The 17,265-nt window shown below is 74.8% G+C and carries 15 protein-coding genes; 4 read left to right on the plus strand and 11 right to left on the minus strand.

Features of this window, described 5'->3' with window-relative positions; genetic code table 11:
* Positions 1-12: 12 nt before the first annotated feature.
* From ACFC0B_RS35560 to ACFC0B_RS35575, 4 genes are all read right to left on the minus strand, one after another.
* Positions 13-1,869 carry a trypsin-like serine protease gene (locus ACFC0B_RS35560; RefSeq protein WP_376095747.1) on the minus strand — a complete coding sequence of 619 codons (1,857 nt, stop codon included), beginning with the start codon at positions 1,867-1,869 and terminating at the stop codon, positions 13-15.
* A gap of 386 nt (positions 1,870-2,255) precedes the next feature.
* Positions 2,256-3,200: an arsenic resistance protein gene (locus tag ACFC0B_RS35565; protein ID WP_376095842.1), complete on the minus strand. Its 945-nt coding sequence runs from the start codon at positions 3,198-3,200 to the stop codon at positions 2,256-2,258.
* Positions 3,201-3,386: 186 nt separating this feature from the next.
* A complete protein-coding gene (locus tag ACFC0B_RS35570) occupies positions 3,387-5,270 on the minus strand; it encodes an MFS transporter (protein ID WP_376095751.1) in 1,884 nt (627 codons plus the stop codon).
* Positions 5,267-6,166, minus strand: a complete 900-nt coding sequence (locus ACFC0B_RS35575; RefSeq protein WP_376095754.1) for an EamA family transporter — start codon at positions 6,164-6,166, stop codon at positions 5,267-5,269. Before ACFC0B_RS35575 ends, ACFC0B_RS35570 begins: the two co-directional genes overlap by 4 nt.
* Positions 6,167-6,374: 208 nt before the next feature.
* Between ACFC0B_RS35575 and ACFC0B_RS35580 the strand changes: the two genes are divergently transcribed.
* Positions 6,375-7,253, plus strand: coding sequence for a LysR family transcriptional regulator (locus ACFC0B_RS35580; RefSeq protein WP_376095757.1), 879 nt, complete (start codon positions 6,375-6,377; stop codon positions 7,251-7,253).
* 30 nt (positions 7,254-7,283) lie between these two features.
* Here ACFC0B_RS35580 and ACFC0B_RS35585 read toward each other — a convergent pair whose 3' ends face one another.
* Positions 7,284-8,186: a helix-turn-helix transcriptional regulator gene (locus ACFC0B_RS35585; protein WP_376095760.1), complete on the minus strand. Its 903-nt coding sequence runs from the start codon at positions 8,184-8,186 to the stop codon at positions 7,284-7,286.
* Between the two features lie 99 nt (positions 8,187-8,285).
* On the opposite strand from ACFC0B_RS35585, the gene ACFC0B_RS35590 reads away from it, so the two are divergent.
* Positions 8,286-9,083, plus strand: a complete 798-nt coding sequence (locus tag ACFC0B_RS35590; RefSeq protein WP_376095763.1) for an NAD(P)H-dependent oxidoreductase — start codon at positions 8,286-8,288, stop codon at positions 9,081-9,083.
* Between the two features lie 142 nt (positions 9,084-9,225).
* On the opposite strand, the gene ACFC0B_RS35595 is transcribed toward ACFC0B_RS35590, so the two are convergent.
* Together ACFC0B_RS35595 and ACFC0B_RS35600 are read right to left on the minus strand one after the other, a co-directional pair.
* Positions 9,226-9,660 (minus strand): hypothetical protein, encoded by a 435-nt coding sequence (locus ACFC0B_RS35595; protein WP_376095766.1) that lies wholly within the window; start codon positions 9,658-9,660, stop codon positions 9,226-9,228.
* An 84-nt stretch (positions 9,661-9,744) separates the two neighbouring features.
* Entirely contained in the window at positions 9,745-10,782 is a 1,038-nt protein-coding gene (locus ACFC0B_RS35600) for an ArsR/SmtB family transcription factor (RefSeq protein ID WP_376095768.1), read from the minus strand.
* A 291-nt stretch (positions 10,783-11,073) separates the two neighbouring features.
* Here ACFC0B_RS35600 and ACFC0B_RS35605 point away from each other — a divergent pair, with 291 nt between their 5' ends.
* The gene (locus ACFC0B_RS35605; RefSeq protein WP_376095771.1) at positions 11,074-11,580 is read left to right on the plus strand and encodes an RICIN domain-containing protein; all 507 of its coding nucleotides are present in this window, start codon (positions 11,074-11,076) and stop codon (positions 11,578-11,580) included.
* A 42-nt stretch (positions 11,581-11,622) separates the two neighbouring features.
* On the opposite strand, the gene ACFC0B_RS35610 is transcribed toward ACFC0B_RS35605, so the two are convergent.
* The 3 genes from ACFC0B_RS35610 to ACFC0B_RS35620 form a co-directional block, all read right to left on the minus strand.
* On the minus strand, positions 11,623-12,402 hold the full coding sequence (locus ACFC0B_RS35610) for a hypothetical protein (RefSeq protein ID WP_376095774.1): 780 nt from the start codon (positions 12,400-12,402) through the stop codon (positions 11,623-11,625).
* Positions 12,403-12,494: 92 nt separating this feature from the next.
* The gene (locus ACFC0B_RS35615) at positions 12,495-13,043 is read right to left on the minus strand and encodes a PadR family transcriptional regulator (RefSeq protein WP_376095777.1); all 549 of its coding nucleotides are present in this window, start codon (positions 13,041-13,043) and stop codon (positions 12,495-12,497) included.
* Positions 13,044-13,100: 57 nt separating this feature from the next.
* Positions 13,101-15,158, minus strand: a complete 2,058-nt coding sequence (locus tag ACFC0B_RS35620) for an FAD-dependent oxidoreductase (RefSeq protein ID WP_376095780.1) — start codon at positions 15,156-15,158, stop codon at positions 13,101-13,103.
* A 240-nt stretch (positions 15,159-15,398) separates the two neighbouring features.
* Between ACFC0B_RS35620 and ACFC0B_RS35625 the strand changes: the two genes are divergently transcribed.
* The gene (locus ACFC0B_RS35625; RefSeq protein WP_376095783.1) at positions 15,399-16,667 is read left to right on the plus strand and encodes an FAD-dependent monooxygenase; all 1,269 of its coding nucleotides are present in this window, start codon (positions 15,399-15,401) and stop codon (positions 16,665-16,667) included.
* 19 nt (positions 16,668-16,686) lie between these two features.
* Here ACFC0B_RS35625 and ACFC0B_RS35630 read toward each other — a convergent pair whose 3' ends face one another.
* Positions 16,687-17,262 carry a TerD family protein gene (locus ACFC0B_RS35630; protein WP_376095786.1) on the minus strand — a complete coding sequence of 192 codons (576 nt, stop codon included), beginning with the start codon at positions 17,260-17,262 and terminating at the stop codon, positions 16,687-16,689.
* Positions 17,263-17,265: the final 3 nt, after the last annotated feature.

The following is a 17,265-nucleotide window of genomic DNA, read 5'->3' on the forward strand; positions in this document are numbered from 1 at the left end:
GTCGGGCGGTGGTTACGGGAGCTGGAAGGCGTTCCAGTCCCAGTTGCCCGCGGCCGGGATCGTCCAGCCCTCGGTGGTGAAGGCGCCAAGCAGACCGGCGGCGTTCGAGGACGAGACGTGCTGGGTGATCCGGCCGTCGGCCTGGTGGTACAGCAGCGCCAGCTCGGCCCGGCCGTCACCGTTGAAGTCACCCGGGATCAGCTTCATGTCGCCGCGCGCCCAGCTGCCTGCGGGGACGGTGTACCCGGCGGTGTACTCGCCGAGGGCGCCGTTCGATCCGGCCGGCGCCGTGTAGAAGCCGATCGCGCCGTCGGCGTGGTAGTAGGCCATCATCACGTCGGTGCGGCCGTCGCCGTTCGCGTCGCCCGGGAGGAGCTGGATGGCGTTCCAGTCCCAGCCGGCCCCGGCGGGGACCGTCCAGCCGTCGGTGGTGAAGGCGCCGAGCAGACCGGCGGCGTTCGAGGACGAGACGTGCTGGGTGATCCGGCCGTCGGCCTGGTGGTACAGCAGCGCCAGCTCGGCCCGGCCGTCACCGTTGAAGTCGCCGGGGACGAGCTTCATGTCGCCGCGCGCCCAGTTGCCCGCGGGGACGGCGTAGCCGCCGTTGAACTCACCGAGGGCGCCGTTCGATCCGGCCAGCGCGGTGTAGAAGCCGATCGCGCCGTCGGCGTGGTAGTACGCCATCATCACGTCGGTGCGGCCGTCGCCGTTCGCGTCGCCCGGGAACAGGTCGAACGCGTTCCAGTCCCAGTTGCCCCACGCCGGCACGGTGGTGCCGCTGACGTCGAAGGCGCCGAGCAGGCCGTCGGTGCCGGTGATCGCGGTGTGCAGGGTGATCGAGCCGTCGCCGCGGTGGTAGAGCATGGCGAGGTCGGAGCGGCCGTCGCCGTTGAAGTCGCCCTGCACCAGCTTCATCGCCGCGCGGTCCCACCCGCCGGCCACCGGCACCTTGTAGCCGCCGTAGTACTCGCCGAGCCCGCCGTTGCGGCCGGCCAGCGCCGTGTAGAAGCCGATCGAGCCGTCGGCGTGGTAGTAGGCCAGCTGCGCGTCGGCGCGGGCGTCGCCGTTGGCGTCCCGGGGGGTCCGGGCGCGGCGCACGGTGTCCTGCACCCAGCCGCCGAGGTCGTCGACCCGCGCCTCGATCGCGCCGGTCCGGGTCTCGGCCGCGTTCCCGAAGCAGCCGCCCTGCCAGGAGCGGCTGCTGACGCCCACCAGCTCGGCGCCGCCGCCGGCCGTGGTGCGCAGCGCCGGGCCGCCGTTGTCGCCCTTGCAGACGGCCGCGCCGCTCTGGCCGGTGATGGTGATCCCGGTGGGCGCCAGGGAGTTCACCGTGAAGGTGTTGGAGTGCAGGTTGAGCGGCGACCACTCGGCGGCGGTGCGGCCGTAGCCGGCCACTCGCAGGGTGTCGCCGGCCGCCGGGGAGGTGGTGGCGATCGGGACCGGGGCTATGCCGTCGACGGGGGTGGCCAGCCGGCCGAGGACCACGTCGCGGTCCGCGCGCGGCACCAGCTCGACCACCTCGGTCTGGACGCCGTCGGTCTTGGTGAGGTCGGTCCGGCCGATGGTGGCGACCGTGCGCTTGGCGGGGGCGCCCGCGGGGGCCGGGTAGCCGGGGTTGGCGGTCTCGGTGAAGCAGGTGGCCGCGGTGATGATCCAGAGGCGGTCGATCAGGACGGCGGAGCAGGCCTTGGCGCCGTTGTCGATGTCCAGGCGGGCCGTGTAGGCGTAGCTGCCGGCGGCGGCCGGGGTGCCGGTGGCGGCTCCGGCGGTGCCGACCGTGCCGACGGTGCCGGCGGTCAGCGCGCCGCCGGCGAGCGCGGCGGCGATCAGTCCGGACCGCCAGGCGCGCGGGGCGGAAGTACGGGACATGGAGTGGGCTCCTAGGTCGGGAATCAGGTGGCGGCCGATCCGGCCGGTCCACCGGCGAAGCGCAGTTCCAGCAGGGCAGCCGCCATTCCGGAGCACGACGGAACGGCGGCCGACCCGGATTTCCGGGAAGATCCGTACGCACCCTAGGTCATGTGCACGGCCGCTCGGGGAGCGCTTTCGAAAAATTCGTCCGTACAGTGACGGTGCGTCACTCGCGGCACTCCCGACGGCGACGACGGGGCGGTGACGCATCGGGCCATGTCCGACATGCGGATTTCCGGAGGGCGACAATCCGCCAACGGGATGGCCGACTTCGTACGCCCACTGATCGGTCACCGGATCCATTTCCGGACACCGGGACAGTTGGTGGACGACCGGGAAATTCCTCAGGCCGCGTCGGGGACCAGCCGGGGGACGAGGCGGACGTAGGCGACCATGCCCAGCACCTCGACCAGCGTCTGGGTCACGACGACGGACGCCGCCACGGCGAACGCGTCGGGCAGGGCCAGGGCGAGCGGCAGGACGACCAGGGAGTTGCGGGTCGCGCCGGTGAAGACGATCGCCCGGGCGGCGCCGGTGCCGAGCCGGAAGAGGCGGGCGACGGCCTTCCCGGCGAAGGCCATCACGGCGAGGAACAGCACGTAGAACGGGATCACCCCGGCGACGTCGCCGAGACTGTCCCCGAGCTTCGGCACCTGGGAGGCGACCACCGTCAGCAGGGTCGCGGCCATCAGCGGCACCATGGCGGTGGTCGCGGCGCCGGCGGCCTTCCGCCCGGCCGGGCGGCGGGCGGCCCACGCCTGGAGCAGCCAGGCGAGGGCGAGCGGGACGGCGATCAGGGTGAGGAAGGCCCGCACGAACGGGCCGACCTCGACGATGTCGGACAGCTCCGGGCCCAGGAAGAGGCGGAGGAACACCGGGAGCAGCAGCATCTGCGCGACCAGCAGCAGCGGGGTGGCGGCGAGCAGGCGGCGGCTGGAGCCGCCGGCCAGGCCGGAGAAGACGATGACGTAGTCGACGCACGGGCAGAGCAGCACCAGCAGCGCCCCGATGCGCACGGCCTGCTCGTCCGGCAGGAAGGTGAACATCGCGGCCACCACGAGCGGGACCACGGCGAAGTTCACCGTCAGCGCGGCGGTGAGGAAGCGGGTGTCGCGCAGCGAGCCCAGCAGTTCGGCGGCGGGCACCTGGAGGAAGGTGACGAACAGCAGCGCGCCGAGGACGGGGTTGACGGCGTGCTCCAGGGCCGGGCCCGCGCCCGGGGCCAGCCACCCCAGCAGTCCGCCGAGCACCATCGCGGTGAGGTAGACCGCCACCTGGTGCTCTTCCATCCGCTCGACCGGGCCGCGGCCCTGCGGTCCCTGCTGCGCCACGCCCACTGCTCCCCGCGTCTCGGCTCCGGGCCGCCGAGGTGGCGGCCCGACGTCCATCCTCCCAGGTCAGGACAGGACGACCGGGACCTTCCGGTTCGCCGTAGGAGCGCCGTCGCCCAGGAGCCGCCGCTCACGAGCCGTCACTCACGAGCCGTCGCCGCAGGAGGCCTTGCGGCGCTTCTCGAACTCCTTGAGGGTGAGCAGTTTGTAGTCCCAGTCCCAGCCGCCGGCCGCCCACTTGCCGGCGGGCAGGGCGCGCAGCACGTCGCCGGGGACGGTCACGGTGAGGGTGCGGTTGCGGAGCACCTCGACGGTGTAGCGCTTGTCGGCGCTGACGCCGCCGGTGAGCTGGCCGTGCGAGGTCCAGCCGGGCGGGAGGGCGCCGAGGTCGACCGTCTCCAGCGCGTCGGCGGCGGAGCGGCCCTCGCGCGGGCGGACCTCCAGCTTCTCCGAGCCCGGGAGCACCTTGACCCGGACGGCGTGCAGGCGTTCGTCGTGGCACATGCCGGTGCGGACGACCAGCCGGCCGGCCTCCAGGCGGACGGCGATCAGCTCCTCCTGAGGGGGCTTCGGCTCGCCGCAGCCGGCCAGCGCCGCCGCGGCCGCCGCTGTCACGGCCGCCGCCGCCATCACCGTTCCCGCCCCGCGCCGCCGCACTCCGCGCCTCCTTCGCACCCGCCCGATCCGTTCCGACCGGACCGATCCTGCCCCACCGGCCCCGCGGCCCGCACAGAGGGACCGGCGCTGAGCGTCCGGGACGCGCGGGGCGCATGGGGCGTGCGGGACTCGGCGGCGGCACGGCGGGACGGGTGGGGTCAGCGGTTCGGCGCGGGCCGGCGGCCGACGGCCGAGCGGAGGAGGACGGCGAGGCCGACCAGCACGATGCCGAGCCAGAGGACGCCGGTGACGCCCACGCGGTCGGCGAACAGGCCGCCGGCGAGGGCGCCCAGGGCGATGCAGGTGTTGTACGCCATGGTGTTGAGCGACATCGCGGCCTCGAAGGTCTCGGGGGGCGGCGGCGAGCGTCATGGTGATCTGGCTGAGCTGGACGACACCGAAGGCGACGCCCCACAGGACCATGGCGGCGATCACGCCGGCCTCGTGCGCGCCGGTGGTCAGCAGCAGGACGAGGGCGGCGATCAGCAGCAGACCGCCCCCGACGAAGCTTCCCCGCGGGCTCCTGGTCACGGCCCGGCCGCCGACGAAGGTGCCGATCGCACCGCCGACGCCGAAGACGATCAGGACGACGGTGACGAAGCCGGCCGAGGCGGAGGCCTTCTCCTCCAGGTAGGGCCGGACAAAGGTGTAGGCGCCGAAGTGGCCCAGGACGAAGAACACCACCATGGCCAGGACCACCCGCAGCGGGACGTTCCCGGCCGGCAGCCCGAACACCTCCCGCACCGGGACCGCGTTCGCGGACGGCAGCGGGGGGATCGTGGCGGCGACGGCGAGCAGCACCAGGGCGCTGAGGCCGGACCAGATCAGGAAGGTGGTGCGCCAGGAGCCGGCGCTCTCCAGCAGGGTGCCGAGCGGGATGCCGACGACGGTGGCGATCGAGATGCCGGACATCACGACGGCGGCGGCCCGGTTGGCGTGCCGCTCCGGGACGATGCGCATGGCCATGCTGACGCCGATCGCCCAGAAGACGCCGCTGGCGAAGCCGATGCCGGTCCGGGTGAGCAGGATCAGCGGGTAGTTGGGGGCGAGCGAGGTGGCCAGGTTGCCGAGGGTCAGGACGGCCAGCAGCGCGGTCAGCAGCCGGCGCCGGTCGACCCGGCGGGTCCAGGCCACGATGAACGGCACGCCGAGCCCGGCCGCGACGCCCTGCGCCGTCACCATGAGGCCGGCCGTGCCGACGGAGACGTCGAGGCTCTCGCCGAGCGGGGTGAGCAGGCCGATCGGCATCAGCTCGGTGGTGAGGAAGGCGAACAGGCTGGCCGTGATGGCGGCCACGCCCAGCCATCCGGTGACCGCACGCGCCCGCTGCGGGCGGGCGGGCGACGGCCGGGTGTCTTGTCGTGTGGTCATGTCGTCTCTCGGGAGGGGGAGGGGGCGGGCTGGCCCAGCACGACCGCCAGGAGGATGACGGCGATGCCGAGGAGTTGGAGCGCGGACAGGGTCTGGTGCTTGACGAGGTAGCCGAGCAGCGCCGCGACGACCGGGCTGCCGAGCGCGAGGAAGGAGACCGCCACGGCGGGAAGGCGGGCGATGCCCCGGAACCAGACGAGGTAGCTGAGCACCGCGCCGAGGACGGCGAGGTAGCCGAAGCCGAGGAGGTTGGGGCCGGTGAGGCGGTCGGGCAACTCCTCCAGCGACAGCCAGCACGGCAGCAGGAGGGCGCCGCCCGCGGTGAGCTGCCACCCGGTGAAGGTGAGCAGGCCCACGCCGTCGGGCCGGCCCCACCGCTTGGTGAGGGTGATGCCCGAGGCCATGCACAGCGCGCCGCCGACGGCGGCGAGGACGCCGGTGGGGTCGAGGGACACCGCGCCCTTGAGGACGAGCAGCGCCACTCCCCCGGCGCCCAGGACGCAGGCCAGGGCGCGCCGGGCGGTGACCGGCTCACCGAGGACGAGGGCGGCGAGGGCCACCACGAAGGTCGGCTGGGCCGACAGGACCACGGCGGCGACGCCGCCCGGCAGCCGGTAGGCGGCGACGAAGAGCAGCGCGTTGAAGGCGCCGATGTTCAGCACGCCCAGCACCAGGGCGCGCCACCACCAGACGCCGGCGGGGAGCCGGCGGCCGAGGGCCAGCAGGACCAGGCCGCCGGGCAGGGCCCGCACGGTGGTGGCCAGCAACGGCCGGTCCGGGGGCAGGAGTTCGGTGGTCACCAGGTAGGTGCTGCCCCAGACCGCCGGCGCCAGGGCGGTCAGGGCTGCGGTCGGCGCGCCCGTCGGCGCGGCGGTCGGCGCGTCCGTCAGTCCCATGCGGTGTCCCTCGCGGCCGCGGTGACCGGGGTTCGGGGCGGGGCGGCACTCATGGCGGTCCTTTCGACGGCCCGGGCCCGTACCGGCGCACGCTCAGGCGCGCCTCGGGGGGCGGGAGTTGATGGGGAGGGCACCAGTCTCGGGCCGGGCGGATCGATGAGTCCAACACATGCTTGTCACCCGATGCATCGCGTATCACGATGGATCGATGGAGCTCCAGCAGATGCGGTACGTCGTCGCCGTCGCCGAGACCAGCAGCTTCACCGGGGCCGCCCGGCGGTGCCTGGTGGTGCAGTCCGCCCTCAGTCACCAGATCGCGCGCCTGGAGAAGGAGTTGGGGGCGCGGCTCTTCGAGCGCACCAGCCGCCGGGTCCGGCTGACCCCGGCGGGCGCGGCCTTCCTGCCGGCCGCCCGCGCGTGCCTGGACGCGGCGGACCGGGCGGCGGCCGAGGTCGCGGCGGCCGTCGGGGAGGTGCGCGGACGGCTCACGGTCGGGCTGATCCCCTCCGTCGCCGCCGTGGACCTCCCCGCCGTCCTCGGGGAGTTCCACCGGCGCCACCCGAAGGCCCGGGTCCGCCTCAGCGTGGGCGCGAGCGACGAACTCGCCGAACAGGTCCGGCAGGGCGAGCTGGAGGTGGCCCTGATCGGCATCCCCGTCACGGCCCGCCCCCGGGGCGTGATGGCCCGGGAGCTGGCGAGGGAGCGGCTGGTCGCCGTCGTCGCCCCGGACCACCCGCTCGCCGGGGCGGCTCCGGTGGACCTGCGGCGGCTGGCCTCGGAGGTGTTCGTGGACCTCCCGGCGAAGACCGCGGGCCGGGCCCAGTCCGATCTGGCCTTCGCCGCCGCCGGCCTCACCCGCGAGGTCGCCTTCGAGGTGACCAACGCGGACTACCTGGCCCGGCTGGTCGGCGCGGGCCTGGGCGTGGCGCTGCTCCCGCCCTCGTACGTGGCGGGCCTGGCGACCGGCCTGGTCACCGTCGAGGTCACGGACGCGCCGTCCCGCGCCGAGTACGTGATCTGGTGCCGGGAGCGCCCGCACCCGGCAGCGGCCGCGTTCCTGGCGCTGCTGGGCGTCGCGGAGGGGTGAGCGGGGCGGGGCCCCGGCCCTCCGGCCGTGCTACGCCCCGGCGAGGCGGGCCAGGGCGGCGGCCGCGGCCGCGTCCTCGCCCGGGGAGAAGACGTGCAGGACGAGGCCCGTCTCGCGCGGTCCCGCGGGCACGTGCAGGGCCTCGAAGTCCAGGGTGAGGGTGCCGGTGAGCGGGTGGTGGAGGCGCTTGCGGCCCGCCGTGCACATCACCACCTCGCCGGAGTCCCAGATCCGGCGGAACTCCGGGCTCGCGGCGCAGAGTTCGGCGACCAGCGCGGACAGCCCGGCGTCGTCCGGCCAGGTGCCGGCCGCCACCCGGAGCTGGCCGACGGCCTCGGCGGCGCGGTCCGCCCAGTCGGGGTGGACGGTGCGGGAGGCCGCGTCCAGGAAGAGGAAGCGGGCCTGGTTGCGGTCGCGGCGGGCCGGATCCCCGGCGCCGCCGAGGAGTTCGGCGCCCGGGGCGTTCCAGGCCACCACGTCGAGGCGGTGGTCGGTGACGAAGGCGGGCAGGCCGGCGCCCAGCCCGTCCAGCATCCGGCGCAGCACCGGGCTCACCCGGGGCGTGGGCAGCGGGAGCCGGCGGGCGCAGGCCAGGGTGTTCAGGTGGTGGCGCTCCGCCTCGTCCAGGCCGAGGGTGCGGGCCAGCGCGTCCAGCACCTCGTTCGAAGGCTGGGTGGAGCGGCCCTGCTCCAGGCGGACGTAGTAGTCGACGCTGATGCCCGCCAGCTGCGCCAGCTCCTCGCGGCGCAGACCGCGCACCCGCCGCCGGCCGCCACCCGCCAGGCCGACCCGCTCGGGGGCGACCCGGCCGCGGCGGGCCCGCAGGAACTCGCCGAGGGCGCGCCGGGGGTCGGCGGGGCGGGCGGCGGGTCCGGCGGGTTCGGCCCGTTCGACGGGTTCGGTCCGTTCGGCGGGGCGGGCGGCGGTGTCCATGCCCTCCAGTATGGGTGGCCCCGGCAGTACCAGGACCGGGAGTCCGCCGGAAGCACGGGGACCTGGCTGCGGCGGGCGGGGCGGGCGAGGGTGGGTGCCATGAGCAGCCACGCACCGCAGCAGTCCCCCGCCGACCGGCCCCGCCGCGTCCTGATCGTCACCGCCCATCCCGAACCGCGCTCCCTCACCGCCGCGCTGGCCGGCTTCGCCGTCGAGCGGCTGCGCGCCGCCGGGCACGAGGTGCGGGTCTCCGACCTGTACGCCATGAAGTGGCAGGCCGCCCTCGGCGGCGACGACTTCCCCGAGCACCCGGCGGACGCCCGCCTGGAGGTGCTCCCCGCCCAGCACGAGGCGACCCTCGCGGGGCGGCTCGCGGCGGAACTCGCGGCCGAGCAGGAGAAGCTGCGCTGGGCGGACGCGGTGGTGTTCCAGTTCCCGCTGTGGTGGTTCTCGGTGCCGGCGATCCTCAAGGGGTGGATCGACCGGGTGCTCACCTTCGGCTTCGCGCACGGCCCGGAGGTGCCGCCGCCGTACACCGAGGGCGCGCTCGGCGGGAAGCGCGGGCTGCTGGCGGTGAGCGTCGGCGCACGCGAGTCGGCGTTCACCGACCGGGGCGCGCACGGGCCGCTGGCGGAGGTGCTGTTCCCGCTGCAGCACGGCGTGTTCTGGTTCACCGGCATGGCGGCGCTCGAACCGTTCGCCGCGTACGGGACGGTGGGCCTGCCGGAGGAGGGGTTCGCGGCCGTCGCGGAGGCGTACGGGCGGCGGCTGGACGGGCTGTTCACGGAGGAGCCGGTGCCGTTCCGGCGGCTGGACGGCGACTACGGGCGGGACATGCGGCTGCGGGAGGGGCTGGAGCGGCCGGGCGCGAGCGGGCTGGGGCTGCACACCCGCTGACCGGCCGATGGAGGAAACGGCTTTGACGAACGGGCGTGCGGCTCAGGAGACTTGCGCACTCGGCGATGTTCTCCGTCACCGCCGAGGAGTGGCCGCGGGTACGGGACCACCTGGAGCGGCGGATCGCCCAGAAGCGGATCGCTCAGAAGACCGAGGCCAGGTCGAGGGCGTCGCTCAGCGAGGCGTAGAACACGCAGAGCAGCAGCCAGACGCCGAGGCCGGCGGTCGCGGCGGCCAGGACCCTGCCCCGGCGGCCGCGCCGTTCCCTGGGGCGGCGCAGCTGCCGCACGCCGAGCACGACCACCAGGACGCCGACGGCGCCCAGGGCGTAGGAGAGCGCGGGGCTCAGGCGGTAGGCGAGTTCGGCGAGCAGGAAGGCGGCGGCGAGGGAGGCGGTGGCCAGCACCCCCAGCAGGACCTCCCCGACGAGTTCCAGCAGGAACTCGCCGATCGCGTGCAGGCAGCCGCGCACCGGCCCGCGCGGGGGATCGGTCACGGGCGTCGGGTCGCCCGGCCGGTGGGCGGGCCCGGTGGCGGGCTTGCGGAGGTCGGGCGTGCCCATGCTCTCGTCGCTCATCCCCGCCCACGCCCCCGCCGCCCCGTGCCCCGCCCCGCACTCGTTCGCGCACGCTAACACGGGACGGGGCGCGGTGGGACGGTGTCAGGTGCGGGGGTCGGGGGCGGGGTCGGACGCCGAGGGGCGCGGCAGGCGGTCGTCCAGCAGGGCCTGGCCGAGCGGCGTCAGGGCGTGGCGGACGCCGGGGCCGGCGCGTTCGGTGGTGAGCAGGCCGGCGGTGCGCAGGACGGTGGCGTGGTGGCTGGCGGTGGCGGCCGACGTGCCGGTGCGGCGGGCCAGTTCGGCGGTGCCCGCCGGTTCGGCCGCCGCCCGCAGGACGCGGGCGCGGGTGGCGCCGAGCAGGGCGACCAGCGCGCCGGCCGACTCCTCGGCGGCGGCGGTCCAGACGGTCCGGTAGGTGGTGAGGTCGCGGGCCAGCGGGTAGTGCAGCACCAGCGGGTGCTCCGGTCCGCGGTTGTCGGTCATGGCCATCGGCTCCGGCCAGAAGAAGGTGGGCACGAGCAGGATGCCGGTCCCCCGCAGGTGGATGTCGGCCTCCAGCGGGCAGGGCACCGACAGCACCGGCGACGCCCAGTGGATGTCCGGGTGCAGCGAGCCGAGCAGGCCGTCCAGCCCGGCGTCGGCCGACGCCAGCGCCCGCACCGTCCGCTCGGTGTGCGCGGCGGCCAGCAGCTGCGACCAGTAGGGCGCGACCGCGAAGGCGTGGTACTCGCGCAACCGGCGGTCCACCACACCGCGCCACTCCCGGGAGCCGCCGTGCAGCTCGCGCAGCCAGCGGGGCGTCCTCGGCCGCAGGTACTCCAGCACCGTCAGGTCCGCCGCCCACCGGCGGCGCGACAGCGACCAGGTGTGGTCCAGGCTGTCCGGCAGGCTGTCGGTGGCGGCGTGCAGGAACGCCTCCGGAGCCTCCGCGGGCCCGGCGGCGGTCGCCAGCTCGAACAGCACTCCCAGTTCGGGCCGCAGGCGTTTGCGGATCCGGCTGCGCCACCCGTCCAGGGCCACTCCTCCCGCGTCGCGGGCCTGTACCAGGGACAGGCTCAGGACCGTCTCGGTGAGCGGATCGGGCGACCGCGCGATCCGAACCCTGGTCAGGTCGTCGTGGGTGAAGTGGATACGCAGCAATCCGGTCCCTTTTGTCGGCCTCCCGGCGGGGAGCAGGAATGTCCCGGACTCGCTCGTACCCACCGATCCCTGCGGCCCCGGGCGGCCGTAAGCCCAGCGTAAGCGCACCGGCCCGCTCCATCGGGCGCGTTGCCCGGCTCTGACCGCTTCGTGGCACGGCGGCGACATTGCCCCGCCCGAATTCGATGCAGCTCGAACGGTCTTGGGACGAACCGTGCCGATTCGTGAGACTGACGGCCGAGGGCGCCCCAGCGCGGCGCCCCGTTCCTTCGGTGAGGAGTACCTCCCATCATGCGATTCACCCGTCAGTCCGCCGTCCGCTCCGGTGTCGTCGCGGGCACCGTGCTCGCCGCCGCGACGCTGCTGGCCTCCCCCGCGCAGGCCGCGCCGGTGTTGCACGGCTACGCGAACGCCGTCCAGGGCAAGTGCCTCGACATCCAGGGCGCCTCCAACGCCGAGGGCGCGATGCTCCAGGAGTTCAGCTGCAAGAACGCCTCGAACCAGCGGTTCTGGACGGACGACGCCGCCGTCGGCGGGACCGAGATCCGGGTGCAGAGCTCCTTCCTCTGTCTCGAACCGACCACGCCGAACGCCTACAGCAGCGTCATCCAGCGCCAGTGCTCCGGCGCCGACACCCAGCACTGGGAGCTGATCCCGGCCGGTGTCAACGCGGTCACCATGAAGAACAAGGCGAGCGGCCTGTGCCTGCAGGACTGGCTGTCGGGCGACGGCAGCCGGCGCCAGGTGAACGTGATGCCGTGCGACGGCAGCGCCTACCAGCAGTGGCTGGTGCGCTGAGTCCGGCGTCCCGCTCCCGGCGCCCCGTTCCCGGCGCGGCCGTCAGGCGGTCGCGCCGGGGGCGGTGGTCGCGCCGGCCTGGAGGCCCAGGGTGCGTTCGGCCTTGGCCACGGCGGCACGGTAGTAGAGGGAGGCGAGTTCGGAGTCGTCCGAGCCCTGCTGGAAGTACCCGTAGCCGAGCGCGACGTCACCGAGGCGTTCGACGCCGAGGTAGCCGTTGAGCCGGGTTCCGGCGAGGGTGCCGTCGATGCGGACGGCCGGGGCGCCCTGGCGGTCGCCGAGGGTGACCGGGGTGACGGAGAAGGTCACGCTCTCGCCCGCGTCGTTGGTGAAGTCGATGCTGGGGCACTGGGTGAACGCGGAGTTGACCGTGTTGAGGTCGGCCGTCAGGTTCTCGGACTCCTCCGCGGTGAGGAACTCGGTGATCAGCGGGTAGCCGTCCGGGCCCTCGAACTGGACTTCCTGGAAAGGGCTCTGGGCGGGACTGGGCAGTTCCTCGGTCACGGTGCCGTTGAGCAGGGCGCGCAGGGCGTCGCAGCCGGCCAGCGGGGAGGAACCGGGAGCGGAAGCGGAACCGGAACCGGCCTCGGGTGAGGGGCTCGCGGTGTCCAGCGGGACCTCGGTGAAGTCGGGGCCGAGTTCGGCGGCGGTCAGCAGGGCCGCCTTGAGCTGCTCGTCGGTGGGCGGCTGGGCGGCGCTCCGCTGCGCGTTCGCGAGCGCGGGCGGGGCTGTCGAACCGGCGGCGAGCTGGGCGCCGCCGAGGGTGAGCGCCATGGTGACGGCCACCGCGGTGAGGACGGGGAGAGGCCTCGGAAGAGACATGCGGGCCCCCGGTCGATGAGGTCGGGCAGGGACAGGCGTCCAGTGTCCCACCGGCCGCCCCGCCCCGCCCGCCCGGCAGGCGTCGCCGCAGGTCAGGAGGGTTCCGCCGGGGCCTCGGGCAGGGTGTCGACGGTCTCCTCCAGCCAGCGCACCCAGAAGGTCTCCAGGCCGATCCCGGCCCGCAGCACGGCGTGCTGGAGCGGGTCGCCGTCCGGCTCCTCCCCGGCCGGGAAGTCGCGCCGTTCGATCTCCTCGTACTGCGCCAACCGCTCCCGGTGCAGGGCGAGATGGCGGCGCAGCTCGGCGCCCGGGCCGGCCGTGCCGATCACCGCGGCGGCGCGCAGCCGCAGCAGCAGCGGGTCGCGGATCGGCCGGGGGTCGTCCGCGGCGGCCGTCCAGCGCTCCAGTTCGGCGCGGCCGGCGGACAGCACCTCGTACTCCTTCTTCTGCCCGCGCACCGGCCCGGCCTGCGGGAGCGCCCGGATCAGGCCGGCGGACTCCAGCCGGCCCAGTTCGCGGTAGATCTGCTGGTGGGTGGCGGACCAGAAGAAGCCGATCGACTTGTCGAACCGCCGGGTCAGCTCCAGACCGGAGGACGGCTTCTCCAGCAGGGCGGTGAGGATGGCGTGCGGCAGCGACATGGCACCGATCCTAGGCGCGCCCCTCCTCGGGAGCGCCGCCGCACGCGGGGTCGCGGCTCAGAGCGCGGCGGCGAGTTCGGTGCCCTGCTTGATGGCGCGCTTGGCGTCGAGTTCGGCCGCCTCGTCGGCGCCGCCGATCAGGTGCGGGGTGACGCCGAGGGCGCGCAGGGCGGCGTCGAGGTCGCGGCGCGGCTCCTGGCCGGTGCAGAGCACCACGGTGTCGACGGGCAGCAGCTGCGGCTCGCCGTCGAGGGTGACGTGCAGGCCGGCGTCGTCGATCCGGTCGTAGCGCGCGCCGGCGACCGTGGTGACGCCGCGGTGCTTGAGCTCGGTGCGGTGGATCCAGCCGGTGGTCCTGCCGAGTCCGGCGCCGACCTTGCCGGCCTTGCGCTGGAACAGGTGGACGCGGCGCGGCGGCTCGGGCCGCTCGGGGCGGGCCAGCCCGCCGCGCTCGCGGTACTCCTCGTCGACGCCCCAGTGGCGGCGGTGCACGGCGGCGTCGAGGCTCGCCGCGTCGCCCGCGTCGGTGAGGTACTCGGCGACGTCGAAGCCGATGCCGCCCGCGCCGAGGATCGCCACCCGCTCGCCGACGGGCGCGCCGTCGCGCAGCACGTCGAGGTAGCCGAGCACCCGGGGGTGGTCGACGCCGGGCAGGTCGGCCGGGTCGGGGGTGCGCGGGGTGACGCCGGTGGCGAGCACGACCTCGTCGAAGCCCTCGGCGGCGAGTTCGGCCGCCTCCACCCGGGCGCCGAGCCGCAGGTCCACGCCGAGGGTGTCGAGCCGGTGGCGGAAGTAGCGCAGGGTCTCGGCGAACTCCTCCTTGCCGGGGATGCGGCGGGCGATGTCGAGCTGGCCGCCGATGGTGTCGGCCGCGTCGAACAGGGTGACCCGGTGGCCGCGCTCGGCGGCGGTGACGGCGCAGGCGAGGCCGGCCGGTCCGGCGCCGACGACGCCGATCCGCCGGGCGCGCCGGGTGGGGGCGAGGACGAGTTCGGTCTCGTGGCAGGCGCGCGGGTTGACCAGGCAGGAGGTGATCTTCCCGCTGAAGGTGTGGTCGAGGCAGGCCTGGTTGCAGCCGATGCAGGTGTTGACGGCCTCGGGGCGTCCCTCGGCGGCCTTGGCGACGAAGTCGGGGTCGGCGAGCAGCGGGCGGGCGAGCGAGACGAGGTCGGCGCAGCCGTCGGCGAGCAGCCGCTCGGCCAGCTCGGGGGTGTTGATGCGGTTGGTGGCGACCAGCGGGACCGAGACCGAGCCCATCACCCGCTCGGTGACCCAGGCGTAGGCGCCGCGCGGCACCGAGGTGGCGATGGTGGGGATGCGCGCCTCGTGCCAGCCGATGCCGGTGTTGATGATGGTGGCGCCGGCCTCCTCGACGGCCTTGGCGAGGCGGATCACCTCGTCGAGGGTGGAGCCTCCGGGGACGAGGTCGAGCATGGAGAGGCGGTAGACGAGGATGAAGTCGGGGCCGACCCGCTCGCGGACCCGGCGGACGATCTCGACCGGGAAGCGCATCCGGTTCTCGTACGGGCCGCCCCACTCGTCCTCGCGGTGGTTGGTGGCGGCGGCGATGAACTCGTTGATCAGGTAGCCCTCGGAGCCCATGATCTCGACGCCGTCGTAGCCGGCCCGCCGGGCGAGCGCGGCGCAGCGCACGAAGTCCTCGATGGTCCGCTCGACCTCGTCCGCGGTGAGGGCGTGCGGCGCGAAGGGGCTGATCGGCGCCTGGACGGCGCTGGGGGCGACCAGGCCCGGGTGGTAGGCGTAGCGGCCGAAGTGCAGGATCTGCAGGGCGATCCGGCCGCCGGCGGCGTGCACGGCGTCGGTGACGACGCGATGCTCGTCGGCCTCCTGCTCGGTGGTGAGCTTGGCGCCGCCGTCCCAGGGGCGGCCGGCCTCGTTGGGGGCGATGCCGCCGGTGACGATGAGGCCGACGCCGCCGCGGGCGCGTTCGGCGTAGAAGGCGGCCATCCGCTCGAAGCCGTTCGGGGCCTCCTCCAGGCCGACGTGCATGGAGCCCATGATCACGCGGTTGGGGAGGGTGGTGAAGCCGAGGTCGAGCGGGCGCAGCAGGTGCGGGTAGGGCGCGGGCGGCGGGGTGCTGGCGGTCGTCGTCATCGCGGCGTCTCCTGGGACGGGAGGGGGGCGGCCCGGGGGCGGGTGGTTACCACACGGTAGGGGACGCGGATCCCCCTATGCAACCAGTTGCATAGGTGACTCGGGGAACACCGCCGGACGCCGCTCCGCACTTTCGCTGACGGATCATCAGTTCACGTCGTATCGTCGACGGGACGACGGGCAGGACGACGGGCAGGGCGCCGGACGGGCCGGTGGGCCCCGGCGAGGAGGGGGACGGGCGTGCGGGGTGGATCGGTCGCCGTGGTCGGCGGCAGCATCGCGGGGTGCGCGGTCGCGCGGGCGGCGTCACGGAGCGGCGCCGAGCGGGTCACCGTGCTGGAGCGCAGCCCCGGGCACCTGGAGGACCGCGGGGTGGGCCTGTGCATCCTGCTGGACCGCTACGACGAACTGGTCCGGGCCGGCCACCTCGACGACGGCATCCGCCACCACCCCGTCACCGCCCGGCACTGGGTGGCCAAGGACGCGGACGGCGCCCCGCGCGGGCGGGCGCTGTGGGTGCAGCCGATGGCCATGCACTCCTACCACTGGGGCGTGCTCTGGCAGGGGCTGCGCGAGCGCACCCCGGACGGCGTCGAGTTCCGCCCCGGGACGGCCGTCACGGCGGTCGGCGGCGCCGACGGCACCGGGCCCGCCTGGGTGGAAACGGCCGCCGGCGGGCGCGAGGAGCACGACCTGGTGGTCGGCGCCGACGGCCACCGCTCGGTGGTGCGCGCCGCCGTCTGCCCCGAGGCCCGCTCCGAGTACGCCGGGTACGTCGCCTGGCGCGGCAGCCTCGACGCCCGACTGCTCGACGGCCTCCCGGGCGGCGCGGCCCGCTGGCCCGAGGAGGAGGTGATCACCGCCTGCTTCCCCGGCGGCCAGGCGGTGCTCTACCGCATCCCGGGGCTCGACCCCGGCACCACCCTGGTGAACTGGGTCTTCTACGCCCCCGAACCCGCCTGGCTGCGGCGCTCCGACGAGGACTCCGACCCGCTCGGCTTCCCGGTCGGCGCGCTCGACACCGCCCGCCACGGCGAACTGGCCGAACTCGCCGAGCGCGTCCTGCCGCCGTACTGGGCGGGCGTGGCCAACCTGACCCCGGTCGAGCGGATCCTGCTCCAGCCGATCCAGGACCTGGAGACCCCGCGCCGCACCGCCGGGCGGCTGCTGCTGGCCGGCGACGCGGCGACGCTCGTCCGCCCGCACACCACCAGCGGCGCGGCGAAGGCACTGCAGGACGCCTGCGCCTTCGAGGACGCCTGGCGGGCGGCGGACGACTGGGCCGGGCTGCTGCCCGGCTACGACCGCGAGCGCGGCGCGGCCGGGCACGCGCTGGTGGACCTCAGCCGGCGGCTCGGCCGGGCGCAGGTCACCGCGGCGCCGGACTGGGCGGCCGTCGACGAGCCGGGGATGGTCGCGTGGTGGCGCCGACAGCTGGGCGCCACCGGCGGGTTCGGCGGCCTGGCACTGGGGCCGAAGCCGAACCCGCCGGCGGCCGGGGGGAACTGACCCCCCGGTCCGCCTCGGGTCAGACGTTGACGCCGTAGTCGGTGGCGATGCCGCGCAGGCCGGAGGCGTAGCCCTGGCCGATCGCGCGGAACTTCCACTCGGCGCCGTTGCGGTACAGCTCGCCGAAGACCATCGCGGTCTCGGTGGAGGCGTCCTCGGTGAGGTCGTACCGGGCCAGCTCCTGGCCGTTGGCCTGGTTGACGATCCGGATGAACGCGTTGCGCACCTGCCCGAAGTTCTGGAACCGGGCGTCCGCGTCGTAGATCGACACCGGGAAGACCACCTTGGCCACCTCCACCGGAACGGCGTCCAGGTCGACCTTGATCTGCTCGTCGTCGCCGTCGCCGCCACCGGTCAGGTTGTCACCGCTGTGCTCGACCGAACCCTCGGGGCTGCGCAGGTTGTTGAAGAAGACGAAGTGCTGGTCCGAGACGACCTTGCCGTGCGCGTTGCAGAGCAGCGCGCTGGCGTCCAGGTCGTAGTCGGCTCCGGTGGTGGTACGGACGTCCCAGCCGAGCCCGACGATGACGGCCGTCAGCCCCGGCGCCTCCTTGGTCAGCGAGACGTTGCCGCCCTTGGCCAGCGAAACTCCCACGAT

Origin of the sequence: Kitasatospora sp. NPDC056184 (genome assembly GCF_042268405.1) — a bacterium.
Taxonomy (GTDB): domain Bacteria; phylum Actinomycetota; class Actinomycetes; order Streptomycetales; family Streptomycetaceae; genus Kitasatospora.